Below are 13,754 nucleotides of genomic sequence, written 5' to 3'. Positions count from 1 at the left end.
ATGCTTTTCAGCGCACAACCGGTGCCCCCTACCCCTTCGTCGCCCCAAACGTGAGCCCCGCCACGAAGTGCTTCTGCATGGCGAAGAACATGGCGACCGAAGGCAGCGCCGCGAGCACCGAGCCCGCCGACACCAGGTTCCACGCCGTCGTCCATTGCCCCTTGAGCGCCGCAACGCCGACGGTGATGGGCGCTGCGTCGTCGCCCTGCGTGAGACAGAGCGCCCAGAAGTAGTCGTTCCAGACGAACGTGAAGACGAGGATGCCGAGCGCCGCGAGCGCCGGCCGGATCAACGGCAGCACGATGCGAAAGAACACCGTCCACTCGCCCGCGCCTTCGATGCGCGCCGCCTCGATCAGCTCGAACGGCAACTGCTTGATGAAGTTGCGCAGAAACAGCGTGCAGAAGCCCGTCTGAAACGCCGTGTGAAACAGGATCAAGCCCTGCACGGTGTTGAACACGCCCAGCGCGAGCGAAAGGTCGCGCACGGGAATCATCAGCACCTGGATCGGCACGAAGTTGCCAGCCACGAATGTCGCGAAGAGCGCCGTGTTGCCGCGAAAGCGATAGGTGGCGAGCGCAAAGCCTGCCATTGCCGCCAGTGCGATGGCGCCTACCGCCGCGGGCACGGTGATCAGCACGCTGTTCCAGAAGTAGTGAAGCATCGGCGAGGTGGTCAGCGCCTCGCGATAGTTGTCGAGCAGCGTGATGTGCTTCGGCCAGCCCCAGTAGTTGCCTTCGCTGAGTTCCTCGGAAGAACGCACGGAAGTGACGAGCACCGCGATCATCGGCAAGAGCCAGATGACGAGCGCAATGGGCAGCGTGAGCTTGTAGAGGCCGCGATTGACGGGCTTCCACTTTTCGACGGGCAGCGGATACATGGCGGCCTCCTTAGTGTTCCGCGCGCAGCATCCGGCGCAGATGCCACACGATGTAGACGAGCATGATCGCGAACAGCACGACGGCAATCGAGGCCGAGTAACCGAGGCGGTAGTACTTGATGGCCTGGTCGTACATGTAATACGCGAGCACGGTGGAGCTTTCGAACGGGCCGCCGCCCGTCATCACGGAAATCAGGTCGAAGCTGCGCAGCGCGCCGATCACCGTGACCACGATCGCCATGAACGTGGTGGGCCGCAGTTGCGGCAGCACGACGTGCCAGAGCATGGACCATCCGCGTGCGCCTTCCATACGCGCCGCTTCCAGTTGCTCCGCATTGAGCGACGTGAGCCCCGTGAGGTACAGGATCATGCAGTACGCCGTTTGCGGCCAGAGCGCGGCGAACACGATGCCGAAGGTGGCGTAGTGCGCGTCGCCGAGCACGGGCACGCCGTGGCCCAGCATCATGGCGAGCAGGCCGAAGGTGGGGTCGTAGAACCACGAGAACACGAGCCCCACCACCACGCCCGAGAGCACGAACGGCGCGAAGAACAGCGACTTCACGAAGCGGATGCCCGCCACGCGCTGGTTCAGATAGAGCGCCACTGCAAGGCCCGCCGGCGGCGCGAGCAGGAACAGCACGAGCCAGATCAGGTTGTTCTTGAGCGCCGTATAGAAGGTGGGCGCCTGAAACAGTTCGACGTAGTTCGCAAGGCCCACGAAGGTGCGCTCGCTCATGCCGTCCCAGTTGTAGAAACTGAGCGTCATGGTGGAAAGAATCGGCCAGATCACGTAGACGGCCACCATCGCGCAGGCCGGCGCGAGGAACAGAAACGCAGCGCGGCGCTGGCGGCGTGCGGTGGGCGAAGGCCGGCGCGACGGCTTGCCGCCCGTATTGCCGCCCGTATCGCCACGCGAGGCGGACGAAGGCGGCAGACCCGACGCGGGTCCGCCCGGCACGGGCTGGACGCTCTGACGTGTGATGGAATGCGACACGGCGATTCTCCTCGCGAGGCGGGTGGCTTCCGGTAAGAGGCTGCGTGGCCATCGCTACGTGGCCCAACCTGCGCGGCCCGACTCTACAAGCCGGACCGCCCTTCAACCACCCACACTCGCTTCGAGCTTACTTGTGATAAATCCGCTTGCGCGTGGCTTCGAGCTGCGCGAGCACAGCGTCGAGCTTCGTCGGATCCGCCACGAACTGCTGCATGCCCTTCATGCCTTCGTCGGCCATTTCCTTGGTCATGTCGCGGTCGTAGAACTGGGCGATGCCGCCGCGCGTGGTGGACAGAATCTGGAAGCCGATGCGCGAGATGGGATCTTCCGGCTCAGGCGACTTGCTGTTGGCCGAAAGCGAGCCGAGCCCCGCTGCGATCTTCGCGCCGATCTCCGGCGTTTCCACGAACTTGAGGAACGTGCGCGCGTCGGCCTTGTTCTTCGCCTTCGACGGAATGTGCAGCGACTCCACCGGGCCGTCCTCGGCGGTAGGCACGTTCGGGTCGATGATCGGGAAGCGGAAGAAGCTCATCTCCTCTTTCACGCTCGCGGGGAAGCCACCCGTGATGAACGTGCCCATCAGCATCATCGCGGCCTTGCCCTGGAACAGGAACGGCTGCGCCGAGTCCAGATCGTAGGAAAGCGAATTGTCGATGAAGTCGTGATCGTCGATCAGTTGCTTCCACGTGGTGTAGACCTTCTTCACGCGGGCGTCGGTGTAGGGCACTTCGCCTGCCATCAGCTTCTGGTGGAACGCATTGCCGTTCAGGCGCAGGTCGAGATAGTCGAACCAGCCCGCGAGCGTCCAGGCGTCGCGGCCCGCCACGGCAATTGGCGTGATGCCCGCGGCCTTCAGCTTGCGGCAAGCGTCGAGGAACTGGTCCCACGTTTTCGGCTCGGCGTCGATGCCGGCCTTCTTGAACAGGTCCTTGCGATAGAACATGCCCCACGCGTAGTACACCGTGGGCGCCGCGTACTGCTTGCCCGCATACGACGACGCCTCTTTGGTCGACGCATACATGTCGTTCCAGCCGTTTTTCGCCCAGTCGCCGGTGAGGTCTTCGAACAGGCCGCGCTTCGCGTAGTACGCCATGCGCTCGCCGTCGTGCCAGTTCACGATGTCGGGCGCGACGGTGGTGAGCCAGCCAGGCAGTTGCACCTTGTAGGCTTCCTCGTCGATGAACGACGCCTTCACGTCGATGTCGGGATGCGCCTTGTGAAAGTCGTCGAATACCGACTGCCACACCGCGCGCTGGCTTGCGCCCTTGAACGCGACGTTCACCGCGAGCGTGCCCGCGTGAGCCGAATTCGCGATCCACGATGCGGCCGTTGCCACCGCGAGTGTGGCGGCTGCGAGCCCGATGCGGAACCTGCGTGCCTTCACCGTCATGTCTGTCTCCTTGGTTTTTAGGTTGCCTGCGACTGGTACTGCGCGATTGGTTCGATTGTTTCGACCGGTGGCGAAAAGAGCGTGCTCAGGCCGGCGTGCGATAAGCCGCCACGCCTTGCGGTTCGACGTCACGCGAGCCGAGCACGAAGGCCGAGGCGTCCACGCCGTCGACGGTGTGCGTCGCTTCGCCGTAATTGAACACGTAGGTGAGCCCGCCGCGACGGCTCACGCGAACGCTCTCGCCAAGCGCGGTCACGTTGAGCCCGCTTTCGCCTGCGATCTGCGCGAAGACGTGCGCCGTGAGGGCATCGTCGAACAGGCTTGCGAGGTAGTTCACGCGGCCGCGGCGCACCCAGGCGGGATGGCCGTCGCCGAAGGTGGCCCGCACTTCGGCGCCGGACACGTAGCGTTCGGCGTCCGTGCCCGTATCGATCAGATCGCGCCAATGGCGGCCTACGCCCGCGAACGGCTTCGCGCCGGCTGCGGCATGGCTCGACACCACCGGCACGTCCACGTTCGGCCGCAGCGATTCCACGCGCCACACGCGCGCACCCAGCAAGTCGGCGAGCGCACCCGGCGGAAGGTTCGACGGAATCTGCAGATCGCGCGTCTTCGATCCCGTACGCGGCCCGAGCACCACCTGTGCGCCGGAGCGCGCGAGGCGATCGGCGAAGTCGTCGGGCACGACGGGCAGCGGCGGCACCACCACGAGCTTGTAGCCGTCGAGCGGCGCGTGAGCCGGCACGATATCGACGTCGAGCCCCAGCGAGCGCAGCGCCGAGTAGTACTCGAACGCGAAGCGCGGGTAGTGGAAGTCCGCGCCTTGCGGCTGGACCTCGAAGAGCCACTTCGCCTCGTAGTCGAACACGAGCGCGACGTCGGCCTGCACGTTGTGCGTGGCGTCGGCATGCTCGTCCAGCACACGGCGAATGTCGGCGGCCACCTGCGTGGCTTCGTTGCCGCCCAGGTCGAGACGGTTGTCGGGCGTATTGAGGCCCGCGTGCATCTGCTCCTGCGCGAACGGCGCCTGGCGCCAGCGGAAGTACGACACGCAGCCCGCCCCGTGCGCAAAGGCTTCCCAGCTCCAGAGGCGCACCATGCCCGGCAGCGGCGCGGGGTTCCACTGCGCCCAGTTCACGGGACCGGGCTGCTGCTCCATCACCCAGAACGGCAGCTTCGACATGCCGCGATACACGTCGTGATTGAACGACGCGAAATCGGGATGCCCCGTGCGCAACCAGCGCGCCTTCAGTTCCGGCGCGAACCACAGTTCTTCGAGCGCGCCGAGCGGGTAGCTGTCCCACGTCGCGACGTCGAGGTCCGCGGCCACCTTGTAGTGATCGAACTCCGTAAAAAGCTGCATGAAGTTGTGCGCAACGGGCCGCCCCGGCGAATGCGCACGGATGATCTCCACCTGCATGCGGTTGTAGCGCGCCACTTCGTCGGACGCGAAACGGCGATAGTCCAGCCGGTGCGACGGATGCGCTTCGGTGACCGTACCGATGGGCGCGTCGATCTCGTCGAAGCTGCGGTACTCCATGCTCCAGAACACGGTGCCCCAGGCGCGGTTCAATGCGTCGACGGTGCCGTAGCGCGCGCGCAGCCACTCGCGAAAACGCGCCACCGCAGCAGGCGAATAGCTGACCACGGTCTGGTGGCAACCAAACTCGTTGTCGGTTTGCCAGTACGCCACGGCGGGATGCTTGCCGTAGCGCTCGGCCACCGCCGTGCAGATGCGCTGCGACGCTTCGTAGTACGACGGCGACGAGAAATCGTAGTGACGACGCGAACCGAAGCCGCGCACGCGACCATCGGCGCCTACGGGCAGGATGTCGGGATGCCGGTCGATGAGCCACTTCGGCGGCGTTGCCGTGGGCGTGCACATCACGACCTGCAGACCCGCGTTGCCGAGCACGTCCACGGCGCGGTCGAGCCAGCCCCAGTCGTATTCGCCGGGGCTCGGCTCCATGCGGCTCCAGGCGAACTCGGCGATTCGCACCTGGCTGATGCCGAGCGCCTTCATGCGGCGGGCGTCGTCTTCCCACATCGATTCGGGCCAGTGTTCCGGGTAGTAGCAGACTCCAAGGCGCATTGCGTTTGTCTCCTGGGTGTTCTGTGTGCTGGTTGGCAGGTGTGTGCGTTGTGGGACGATCAGGGACGATCAGGGACCGTGAGGCGCGGCTAGGCCACGTGCTCGGCGGTCTGGAGCAGCGGCACGGCGCGGCCGTCTTCGGTGAACAGGTGGCAGGCGGCGGCACTGGCTCGGAACGTGACGCGATGACCGCGGTCGATCTGCGCGCCGCCCGGCACCTTGGCGATCAGCACGTCGCCGCCTGGCTGATCGAGGTGCACGTAGCTGTGCTCGCCCAGGCGCTCCACGAGCGCGACGCCGCGTGTGAGCGTGACGCCTTGCGCGTCGTGGCCGGCTTCATTGCCCGCAGCGGACTCGCCCAGCGCAAGTTCGAGATGCTCGGGACGCACGCCGAACGTGACCGGCTGGCCAGACTGCAAACCGCTGCCCTCCACGGCGACGCTCACGCGTTCGCCCGTCTGCGCGAGCGCGACGGTGACACCTTGCGGGCCGATGCCGGCGACAGTGCCCGGCAGAAAGTTCATGCGCGGCGAGCCGATGAAGCCCGCCACGAAGCGGCTGGCGGGACGGTGATACAGCTCGAGCGGCGCGCCGCTCTGCGCGATGCTGCCGTAGCGTTCGGCGTCGGCGCCCGCGTGCAGCAGCACGATGCGGTCGGCGAGCGTCATGGCTTCGATCTGATCGTGCGTCACGTACACCACGCTCGCCTTCGCGAACTGCCGATGCAGACGCGCGATCTCGATACGCGTCTGGCCGCGCAGCGTGGCATCGAGGTTGGAAAGCGGCTCGTCGAACAGGAACACGCCGGGCTCGCGCACGATCGCGCGACCAATGGCGACGCGCTGACGCTGGCCGCCCGAAAGTTCCCTCGGACGGCGTTGCAGCAAGGCGTCGAGCTGGAGAATGCGCGCGGCTTCGTTGACCTTGCGGGCAATCTCGTCTTTCGGCGTCTTCGCGATCTTGAGACCGAAGGCCATGTTCTCGAACACGGTCATGTGCGGAAAGAGCGCGTAGCTCTGGAACACCATGGCCACGCCGCGCTGGGCCGCGGGCACGTCGTTGACGACACGCCCGCCGATCCACACCTCGCCGTCCGTCGCGTCTTCCAGGCCCGCGATCACGCGCAGCAGCGTGGACTTGCCGCAGCCCGACGGCCCGAGGAACACGCAGAACTCGTTTTCGCCAATGTCCAGATCGACATCGCGAATGACGGGCGCCGCGCCGTCATAGGCCTTGCGCACGCCTCTCAACGAAATGCTCGCCATTGCATCGACTCCGTGATTTAATCGCTCGAAGTCGGAGATTAAGCGCTTAATCAACCGCCCGAAAAAAATTGACCGCGGGTGCGATCAATGGCCGGCTGTTGTCTCCGATATCGTTTTTGGGTGGAGCAATAGTGCCGTCCAAACCGCGATGACGCAAACATTGAACAGGCGTCCCAGATAATGGAAACCCCATGCCCACACTCAGCGAAGTCGCACGCCACGCAGGCGTGACGCCCGCCACTGTCTCCAACGTGCTGCGCAGCCGGGGCCGCGTGGGCGAAGAAACGCGCCGGCGCGTACTGGAAGCCGTGGAGGCGCTCGGCTACCGGCCGCACCTCGCTGCGCGCGCGCTGGCCGAGGGCCGCGCGCCCACCATCGCGCTGATGGTGTCGAGCATCGCGAACCCGTTCTATCCCGAGTTCGCGCTCGCCGTGGAGCGCGCGGCGCGTGCGAGCGGCCACTTCCTCATCATCTGCAACACCAACGAAGACCCGGTCGTGGGCCGCGCGTACCTGGAGCAGATCGCGGGCACGCTCTCCGAAGGCGTGCTCGTCACCAATGCGAACCTCGACTTCGCCGACCTGCGCCTGACCGAAGCGCGCGGCGCGCCCGTCGTGCTCTGCATGTGGGAGCGGCCGAACGAGCCGCCCGGGCTGCCCTGCGTGGCGGTGGACTTCCGCCTGGCCGGGCAACTGGCGGGCGCGCATCTGATCGAGCTGGGGCACCGGCGCATCGGCGTGATCGTGGGCAGCAAGGTCTCGGGCATTCATGCGGCGCGCTACGACGGCTTCGTGGATGCCGCGCGCGCCGCCGGCATCGAAGTACCCGCGGCGCACGTGCGCCAGGCCGCGGACACGGTCCACGGCGGCTATACGGCCACGCGCGATCTGCTCGAAGGCGACCCGTCCATCACGGCGATCTTCGCCACCAACGACCTGCCCGCGCTGGGCGCCATGCAAGCCGCGGCGGACCTCGGGCTCGAGGTGCCGCGCGACCTCTCGGTGGTGGGCATCACGGACATCCTGCCGGCGCGCGAATCGCGGCCCGCTTTGACGACCGTCGCGGTGCCCACGGTGGAAGCAGCGGAACTGGCGGTCACACTGCTGCGCGAGTTGATCGAAGGCGCGCCGCGCGAGGTGATAACGGGAACCGACCAGGCCGGCACCGACCAGCCCGCGCCGCGCATGTGTCTTGCCTCGGCGCCGAAGCTCGTCGTGCGGGCCTCCACGGCGCCGCCGCGCCTGGCGTCATTCATCGCGTAATTCGCCGTAACGCCCGCGCGCGACGGATTCCCGCCCGGCGCCCGTTCAAACAGAAACGGAACCCATCCGCTGTCTTGAACGGGAGAAACCTCTTATGAAGTTCCTTGACGCCCTTCGCGCGCTTTGCGCCACACGTTTTGCTGCACGTTTTGCCGCACGGTCCACCACGCGTTCCACTGCAAGTTTTCCTGCACGCGTTCCTGCACGCTCGGCAGGCCACGTCCGCCTCGCCGCCGCGGCCGCCGTCCTGCTGGTCGCCCCGGCCGCCTTCGCGCAGGCCGTCATCATCGCGCCGGTCGCGCCGCCGCCTCCGCGCGTGGAGGTCATGCCGGCGCCGCGGGTCGGCTACGTCTGGGACCAGGGCCGCTGGCGCTGGGCGCACGGCCAGTACGTCTGGGTGCCCGGTCACTGGCAGCCCGTGCGCGTGGGGTATCGGTGGGTGCCCGGCCACTGGGTGCGGCGCGGGCCGAACTGGCGCTGGGTGGAAGGACATTGGGCGCGTTGAAGTCTCTCGCCCTTCGACGGACGCAGTTATCCGCTCAAGCGAACCCGCCCAACGCGAACGGTGAAGCCATGAAGACACTTCTGATCCTGACGCTCGCCGCGGCCACGCTCGCCGGCTGTGTGGTCGTGCCGGCGCGGCCCGCGTATTACCGTCCCGCGGTCGTCGTATATTGACGACCGAACGGGGCATACGCCGCTGCCGAAGCAATGCAGGTCGAAACCGAAACGCCCGCACGTTCGCCGCTTGCGCCCCGCGCAGCGCAGACGCAAGCCATGCCGCGTGCCGGCACCGCCAACGGACCATCCGATCCGCAGGGAGCCACTCCAGGTGAAAACGATTCGTGCCCGCAGACACGCTTCGGCGACCTCACGGGCTCAACGCCGGACCGCACGGAACAACGCCCCTTGAGCGAAAAGCGACCGTCGAGCGAAGAGCGGCCCTTGAGCGCAACGGGCCGCTTCGATACGCGTGACCCTGAACGCGATCCCGACGCGGACCTCCTTGCGCGGGTCGGCCGGGAAGAGCCTGCGGCCGTGCGCGCCCTCGTGGCCCGCAAGCTGCCGCGGCTGCTTGCGCTCGCCACCCGCATGCTGGGCGACCGCACAGAAGCCGAGGACGTCGCGCAGGAAGCGTTCGTGCGCATCTGGAAGCAGGCGCCGCGCTGGCGCGAAGGCGAGGCGCGCTTCGACACGTGGCTGCACCGCGTCGCGATGAACCTCTGCTACGACCGGCTGCGCGGCCATCGCGAGGATCCCGTGGACGAGATACCGGACGAGCCCGACCCCGCTCCGCTGCCCGACGCGCGGCTCGAAGCGCGTGCGCGCGACGCGCGCGTGCAGGCCGCGCTGGCGGCGCTGCCGCCGCGCCAGCGCGAGGCGCTCGTGCTCAACTACTACCAGGAACTCTCGAACATCGAGGCAGCGGCCGTGATGGGCATTTCGGTCGATGCGCTGGAGAGCCTGCTGGCGCGCGCACGGCGCAACCTGCGCGCACAACTGGCCGGCAGCGGCCCCGAAACAACGTGAGGACATGCCATGACACCTGAGAGATTCCGGGCCATCGTCGAGGCATACGGCGCCGAGCCGCGCCGCTGGCCCGCCAGCGAACGCGCCGACGCGCAAGCCTGGGCCGACAGACACCGTGCCGAAGCGGATGCGCTGCTCGCGAAGCAGTCGAGCCTCGACACGTGGCTCGAAAGCCACCTCGTCGCGCCGCCGGACCACGCGCTTTACGAACGCTTGATCGCCTCCGCGCCTGCGGCTGCGGCTGCGGGCAATCGAAAACGCGGGCGGCCGCGCTTCTTCTGGCAGCGCTCGCCGCTCTGGTGGTCGGGCGCCGCGATTGCGGGCATGGGGCTCGCGGGCGGGCTGGCCGGCGCGTTCGCCGTGTCGTTCTTCCTCGTGACAGGCGAGCCCATGCACGAAGCGAGCGGGCCTTCCATGACGACGAGTTTCGGCGGATCGTCCGCGGACTGGAGCGGCGAATGAGCGAGCGGTCCTGGAAATTGGCGCTGGTGGGCTCGCTCGTGCTCAACGCGTTCCTGCTGGGCGCGATTGGCGGCGGCGCGATTCAATGGTTCAGCACGCGCGGCGAAACCCACGCGGCAGCACGCGTGCAACCGCCGACGGCGCTGCGCTTTGCCGCGAGCGAACTGTCGCCCGAGCGTCAGCAGCAGTTTCTCGATGCGTTGAAGCGTGCGCGGCGCGAAGGCCGCGACTTCGCACTCGAAGGCCGCGAAGCGCGGCATCAGGTACTGGAACTGCTCGCGGCACCGCAACTGGATCGGCCGGCACTCGACGCCGCCCTCGCCCGCACGCGCGCCGCGGACACTGCGCTGCGCACCCACATCGAGCAAGGCGTGGCCGACTTCGCCGCGACGCTCACGCCCGACGAGCGCGCGAAGTTCGCCGAAGGACTCAAGCGCCGTGGGCAATGGCGGCTACCGCTGCAGCAGCAGAAAAAGCTGCAGGAGAGTGAACAAGGCAGCGAACAAGGCAAGGCGCAGGAAGGGCAGGCGGCCAGCGAGTGAAGCGGCCCTTTCAGCCTTTGGGCCTCTTGCTTCTGACTACCGCTGCGTATTGGCCAGCCCCCAAGCCAGGGCAGGCGCGCTCGCGAGACTCAGCGCCCCTACTGACTCTGCCCCTGCGCCGCTTCGCCGCTTGTGCCTGAACTCGTGCCTGTGCCCGCGCCCGCTCCGGCGCCAGGCTCCGTCACATCGGGTGTAGGCGTCGGCGACGACGGCGGCTGCTCCGACGGCAACGCGCCCGGCGCTCGAATGATGGGCGGCACGCCGAACGGGAACGTCGGTGCGCCCGCACCCGACGCAGCCACGGCGCCGGAAGCCGCAACAGCCCCCGAAGCCGGCACACCCGAAACGGCCGAAGCCGCGGCCGATGTCGAAGCAGCGGATGCAGCCGAGGCAGCCGAAGCTGCCACCGCGCCAGAAGCCCCGGACGCTCCGGACACCTCCGACGCCGGCACCGCCCGTGGCGGCGTCCGCTTCACCGGCGCCACCACTTCCGTCTTCTTCGTCGACGGGAACAGATGCTCGATCCACGCACGCAGCTTCTCGCGGAATACGTCGAACCAGCCCGGCTGCACCTCGGTCGTGAACTTCGCACGCGTATCCACGATGCGGGTGGACAGCGCCCGCGAAAAGAAGTCGCCGACAATCGGCAACGCGCTGTGGGCGCCCTGCCCCCAGTAGTCGCTGCGCAGCGTCACGCGTCCGTCGTCGAAGCCTACCCACGCACCCGCCACCAGTTGCGGATGCATCAAGATGAACCAGCCGTCCGTGTTGCCCTGGGTGGTGCCGGTCTTGCCCGCCACGTCGGCGCGAATGCCGAAGCGCGTGCGAATCGCCGAGCCTGTGCCGCGGTTCACCACGTCGCGCATCACGTCGATGAGCGTCTTGTCCGCGGCCTCGGGCAGCGCCTGCTCCGGCGAGGCCGGCTCGAATTCGGCCAGCACGTTGCCGTCGTGATCTTCGATGCGCGTAACCATGCGCGGCTCGTGGTAGGCACCGTCGTCGGCGATGGTCGCGTAGGCCGACACCATCTCCTTGAGCGTGACCGGGCTCGTGCCGAGCGCGAGCGACGGCACCGTTTCGAGCCGGCTGTCGCGCACGCCCATGGCGCGTGCGAGACGCGCCACGCGCTCCGGTCCCACCGTCTGCATCAACTGCGCGGTGATGCGGTTGCGCGAGTACGCGATCGCGTCGCGCAGCGTCATGGGACGACCGGTTGGCGGCACGTCGTCGTCGGGACGCCAGACCTCGCCGCCTGCTAGCGGGATCTCGACGGGCTGGTCGATGAACGTATCGGTCGGCTTTGCGCCCTGCTCGAACGCGGCTCCGTAGACGAACGGCTTGAACGTGGAACCCGGCTGGCGGCGCGCCTGCTGCACGTGATCGAAGGGCTCGTCGGTAAAGTCGCGGCTGCCCACCCACGCCTTGATCTGGCCGTTGCGCGGGTCGATGGCGAGAAAGGCCGCTTCGATACGCGTCTTGTCCTTGCACAGACCGCGCATGAACGAGCGGTCCGCGGCGAGTTGCTTGAGCGCCGCTTCGTCGGACTGCCCGGCGTCGCGCGCGGCGCGATAGTCGGGGCTCTCGCGCATGAAGGCGCGGAACGGGTCGCTGCCGGCCGAGCAGCCGTCGCGTCCGCTCCATGCGCCGTTCGCGATGCCCTGCAACTGGTTGCCTTGCCGCGCGAGCGCCTGGGTCGCCATGGCCTGCAGGCGCGAATCGATCGTGGTGCGCACCACGAGGCCGTCCGAATAGACGTTGTAGTCGTTGCGGTCGGCCCACGCGATCAGCCACTTGCGCAACTGCTGCGCGAAATGCGGCGCGGGGCCGGGCGGCTCGGTCTGCCGCTCGAAGTCGACACGCAGCGGTTTGCGCTTCAGGCTCTGGAACGCGGCGGGACTCAGCTTGCCGTACTTCACCATCTGCGCGAGCACGGTGTTGCGCCGCTCCAGCGCGCGCTCGGGGTTGAGCACAGGGTTGTAGTAGCTGTTGCCCTTGAGCATGCCCGTGAGCGTGGCGGCGTCGAGCACGTCCAGTTCGCTCGCCGATTTGTTGAAGTAGGTGCGCGCGGCCATCTCCACGCCGTAGGCGTTGTAGAGGAACGGCACCGTGTTCAGATAGGTTTCGAGAATCTGGCTCTTGCTGTAGACCGCTTCAATCTTGAACGCGGTGATGGCTTCCTTGAGCTTGCGCGTGAGCGTGGGCGCGCGGCCGATCTGGTCGGGGTAGAGATTGCGCGCCAGTTGCTGCGTGATGGTGGAGCCCCCCTGGCGGTCGCCCGAAAACGTGTGCAGCGCCGCGGACGCCGTACGCCGCCAGTCGAGCCCGTGGTGCTCGTAGAAGCGATGGTCCTCGGTCGAAATGAGCGCATCCACCATGTGCGGCGAAATCTCCGCGAGCGGTACCCATTCGCGGTTCGAGGGCTTGAACTCGGCGAGCAGCTTGCCGTCGGCGGAAAGAATCTGCGCGGGCTGGTCCATGCGCGCCTTGCGGATGTCGCTGATGCTCGGCGTGAATGGAATCAGCACGAGCACGTAGAGCGCGAAGAGCGCGGGCACGGCGGCCACCGTGAGCGCGACACCGCGACGCGTGGGATGCCGCAGATGGAACCACGCGGCACCGGCCAGAAAGCGCATCGTGGCGAGTGCGCGGGCGGCCAGCGGCGCCGCAATGGACCTCGTCTTCGCCACGGCAGGCTTGGCGTGGGCCAACCAGCGAGCGCAGCGCTCGCGGACAAGGGAAACGAATCGGCGGTTCACGCGGGAAGGGGAGCGGCTGGAAAAGCGTGCATCGTACCAAAAGTGTCAAACGGGGCGGGGTGTGCGGCTGGACGTGCGGCTGGATGCGCGGCTGGAGCCGGTGGCGCGCGGCATGTTCGCGCCAGACCTCGCTCAGCCGTCTGTGGCGTCCTGCGGATAGCGCGGCAGGCCATCGGCCACCACGACCCACGGCAAGCTGTCCGACGTCCACGTGTGATGCATCGGCGGCACCCGCGCAGGCGCATCGAGGCTGCAGGTGGCGACGTCGATTTCATCGGGAAAGTCGCGGTGCTGGTAGGTGAGCGACGTGCCGCATTCGGGGCAGAAGGTGCGCAGCACCGGCTCGCTGGACGCATAGCGCTTCGGCTCGCCGCTCACGAAACGGAACGCCGTGCGCGGCACGCTGAACCAGGCGACGACGGGCGCCGCCGCCACGCGCCGGCAATCGGCGCAATGGCAGACAGTGGAATCGAAGGGCTCGCCGTGCACTTCGTAGCGGACCTGTCCGCAATGGCAACCGCCTCTGAGCAGCATGGTTCCTCCTGGCTTTCGCGTTGAAGAGCGCCCCGCGCCGTGTGGCT

At 67.5% G+C, this 13,754-nt stretch carries 12 protein-coding genes; 5 read left to right on the top strand and 7 right to left on the bottom strand.

The features are described from left to right. Positions 1-28: 28 nt before the first annotated feature. The 5 genes from P2869_RS02945 to ugpC form a co-directional block, all read right to left on the bottom strand. Positions 29-880 (bottom strand): carbohydrate ABC transporter permease, encoded by an 852-nt coding sequence (locus P2869_RS02945; RefSeq protein ID WP_277597421.1) that lies wholly within the window; start codon positions 878-880, stop codon positions 29-31. Between the two features lie 10 nt (positions 881-890). Next, a complete protein-coding gene (locus P2869_RS02940) occupies positions 891-1,880 on the bottom strand; it encodes a sugar ABC transporter permease (RefSeq protein WP_085970082.1) in 990 nt (329 codons plus the stop codon). Between the two features lie 121 nt (positions 1,881-2,001). Next, positions 2,002-3,264: an extracellular solute-binding protein gene (locus P2869_RS02935; RefSeq protein ID WP_126876862.1), complete on the bottom strand. Its 1,263-nt coding sequence runs from the start codon at positions 3,262-3,264 to the stop codon at positions 2,002-2,004. A gap of 85 nt (positions 3,265-3,349) precedes the next feature. Next, complete coding sequence (locus tag P2869_RS02930) at positions 3,350-5,356, bottom strand: beta-galactosidase (RefSeq protein ID WP_277597420.1); 2,007 nt, start codon at positions 5,354-5,356, stop codon at positions 3,350-3,352. Between the two features lie 89 nt (positions 5,357-5,445). Continuing rightward, positions 5,446-6,621 carry a sn-glycerol-3-phosphate ABC transporter ATP-binding protein UgpC gene (gene ugpC / locus P2869_RS02925; RefSeq protein ID WP_277597419.1) on the bottom strand — a complete coding sequence of 392 codons (1,176 nt, stop codon included), beginning with the start codon at positions 6,619-6,621 and terminating at the stop codon, positions 5,446-5,448. Positions 6,622-6,812: 191 nt separating this feature from the next. On the opposite strand from ugpC, the gene P2869_RS02920 reads away from it, so the two are divergent. From P2869_RS02920 to P2869_RS02900, 5 genes are all read left to right on the top strand, one after another. Continuing rightward, positions 6,813-7,883 (top strand): LacI family DNA-binding transcriptional regulator, encoded by a 1,071-nt coding sequence (locus P2869_RS02920; RefSeq protein ID WP_277597418.1) that lies wholly within the window; start codon positions 6,813-6,815, stop codon positions 7,881-7,883. Positions 7,884-8,130: 247 nt separating this feature from the next. Then, positions 8,131-8,388: a YXWGXW repeat-containing protein gene (locus P2869_RS02915; RefSeq protein WP_199541777.1), complete on the top strand. Its 258-nt coding sequence runs from the start codon at positions 8,131-8,133 to the stop codon at positions 8,386-8,388. A 440-nt stretch (positions 8,389-8,828) separates the two neighbouring features. Further along, positions 8,829-9,413 (top strand): RNA polymerase sigma factor, encoded by a 585-nt coding sequence (locus tag P2869_RS02910; protein ID WP_051061934.1) that lies wholly within the window; start codon positions 8,829-8,831, stop codon positions 9,411-9,413. 9 nt (positions 9,414-9,422) lie between these two features. Next, positions 9,423-9,875, top strand: coding sequence for a hypothetical protein (locus tag P2869_RS02905; protein ID WP_277597417.1), 453 nt, complete (start codon positions 9,423-9,425; stop codon positions 9,873-9,875). After that, positions 9,872-10,417, top strand: coding sequence for a periplasmic heavy metal sensor (locus P2869_RS02900; protein ID WP_017772957.1), 546 nt, complete (start codon positions 9,872-9,874; stop codon positions 10,415-10,417). Before P2869_RS02905 ends, P2869_RS02900 begins: the two co-directional genes overlap by 4 nt. 98 nt (positions 10,418-10,515) lie before the next feature. Here the strand turns inward: P2869_RS02900 and P2869_RS02895 are convergent, their stop codons facing one another. After that, on the bottom strand, positions 10,516-13,173 hold the full coding sequence (locus tag P2869_RS02895; protein ID WP_277597416.1) for a transglycosylase domain-containing protein: 2,658 nt from the start codon (positions 13,171-13,173) through the stop codon (positions 10,516-10,518). A 132-nt stretch (positions 13,174-13,305) separates the two neighbouring features. Then, the gene (locus P2869_RS02890; protein WP_126876855.1) at positions 13,306-13,707 is read right to left on the bottom strand and encodes a GFA family protein; all 402 of its coding nucleotides are present in this window, start codon (positions 13,705-13,707) and stop codon (positions 13,306-13,308) included. Between the last annotated feature and the right edge of the window lie 47 nt (positions 13,708-13,754).

Origin of the sequence: Paraburkholderia sp. SUR17, from assembly GCF_029536165.1 — a bacterium.
In the GTDB taxonomy this organism is placed as follows: Bacteria; Pseudomonadota; Gammaproteobacteria; order Burkholderiales; family Burkholderiaceae; genus Paraburkholderia; species Paraburkholderia kururiensis.
Note: the sequence above shows the minus strand (reverse complement) of the source record. Positions and strands in the feature narration are given on the sequence as shown.

Excerpts from the sequence above, each read along its gene's own strand:
- P2869_RS02945 (WP_277597421.1), bottom strand. The coding sequence starts at position 880 with ATGTATCCGCTGCCCGTCGAAAAGTGGAAGCCCGTCAATCGCGGCCTC.
- P2869_RS02935 (WP_126876862.1), bottom strand. The coding sequence starts at position 3,264 with ATGACGGTGAAGGCACGCAGGTTCCGCATCGGGCTCGCAGCCGCCACA.
- P2869_RS02930 (WP_277597420.1), bottom strand. The coding sequence starts at position 5,356 with ATGCGCCTTGGAGTCTGCTACTACCCGGAACACTGGCCCGAATCGATG.
- ugpC (WP_277597419.1), bottom strand. The coding sequence starts at position 6,621 with ATGGCGAGCATTTCGTTGAGAGGCGTGCGCAAGGCCTATGACGGCGCG.
- P2869_RS02920 (WP_277597418.1), top strand. The coding sequence starts at position 6,813 with ATGCCCACACTCAGCGAAGTCGCACGCCACGCAGGCGTGACGCCCGCC.
- P2869_RS02905 (WP_277597417.1), top strand. The coding sequence starts at position 9,423 with ATGACACCTGAGAGATTCCGGGCCATCGTCGAGGCATACGGCGCCGAG.
- P2869_RS02900 (WP_017772957.1), top strand. The coding sequence starts at position 9,872 with ATGAGCGAGCGGTCCTGGAAATTGGCGCTGGTGGGCTCGCTCGTGCTC.
- P2869_RS02890 (WP_126876855.1), bottom strand. The coding sequence starts at position 13,707 with ATGCTGCTCAGAGGCGGTTGCCATTGCGGACAGGTCCGCTACGAAGTG.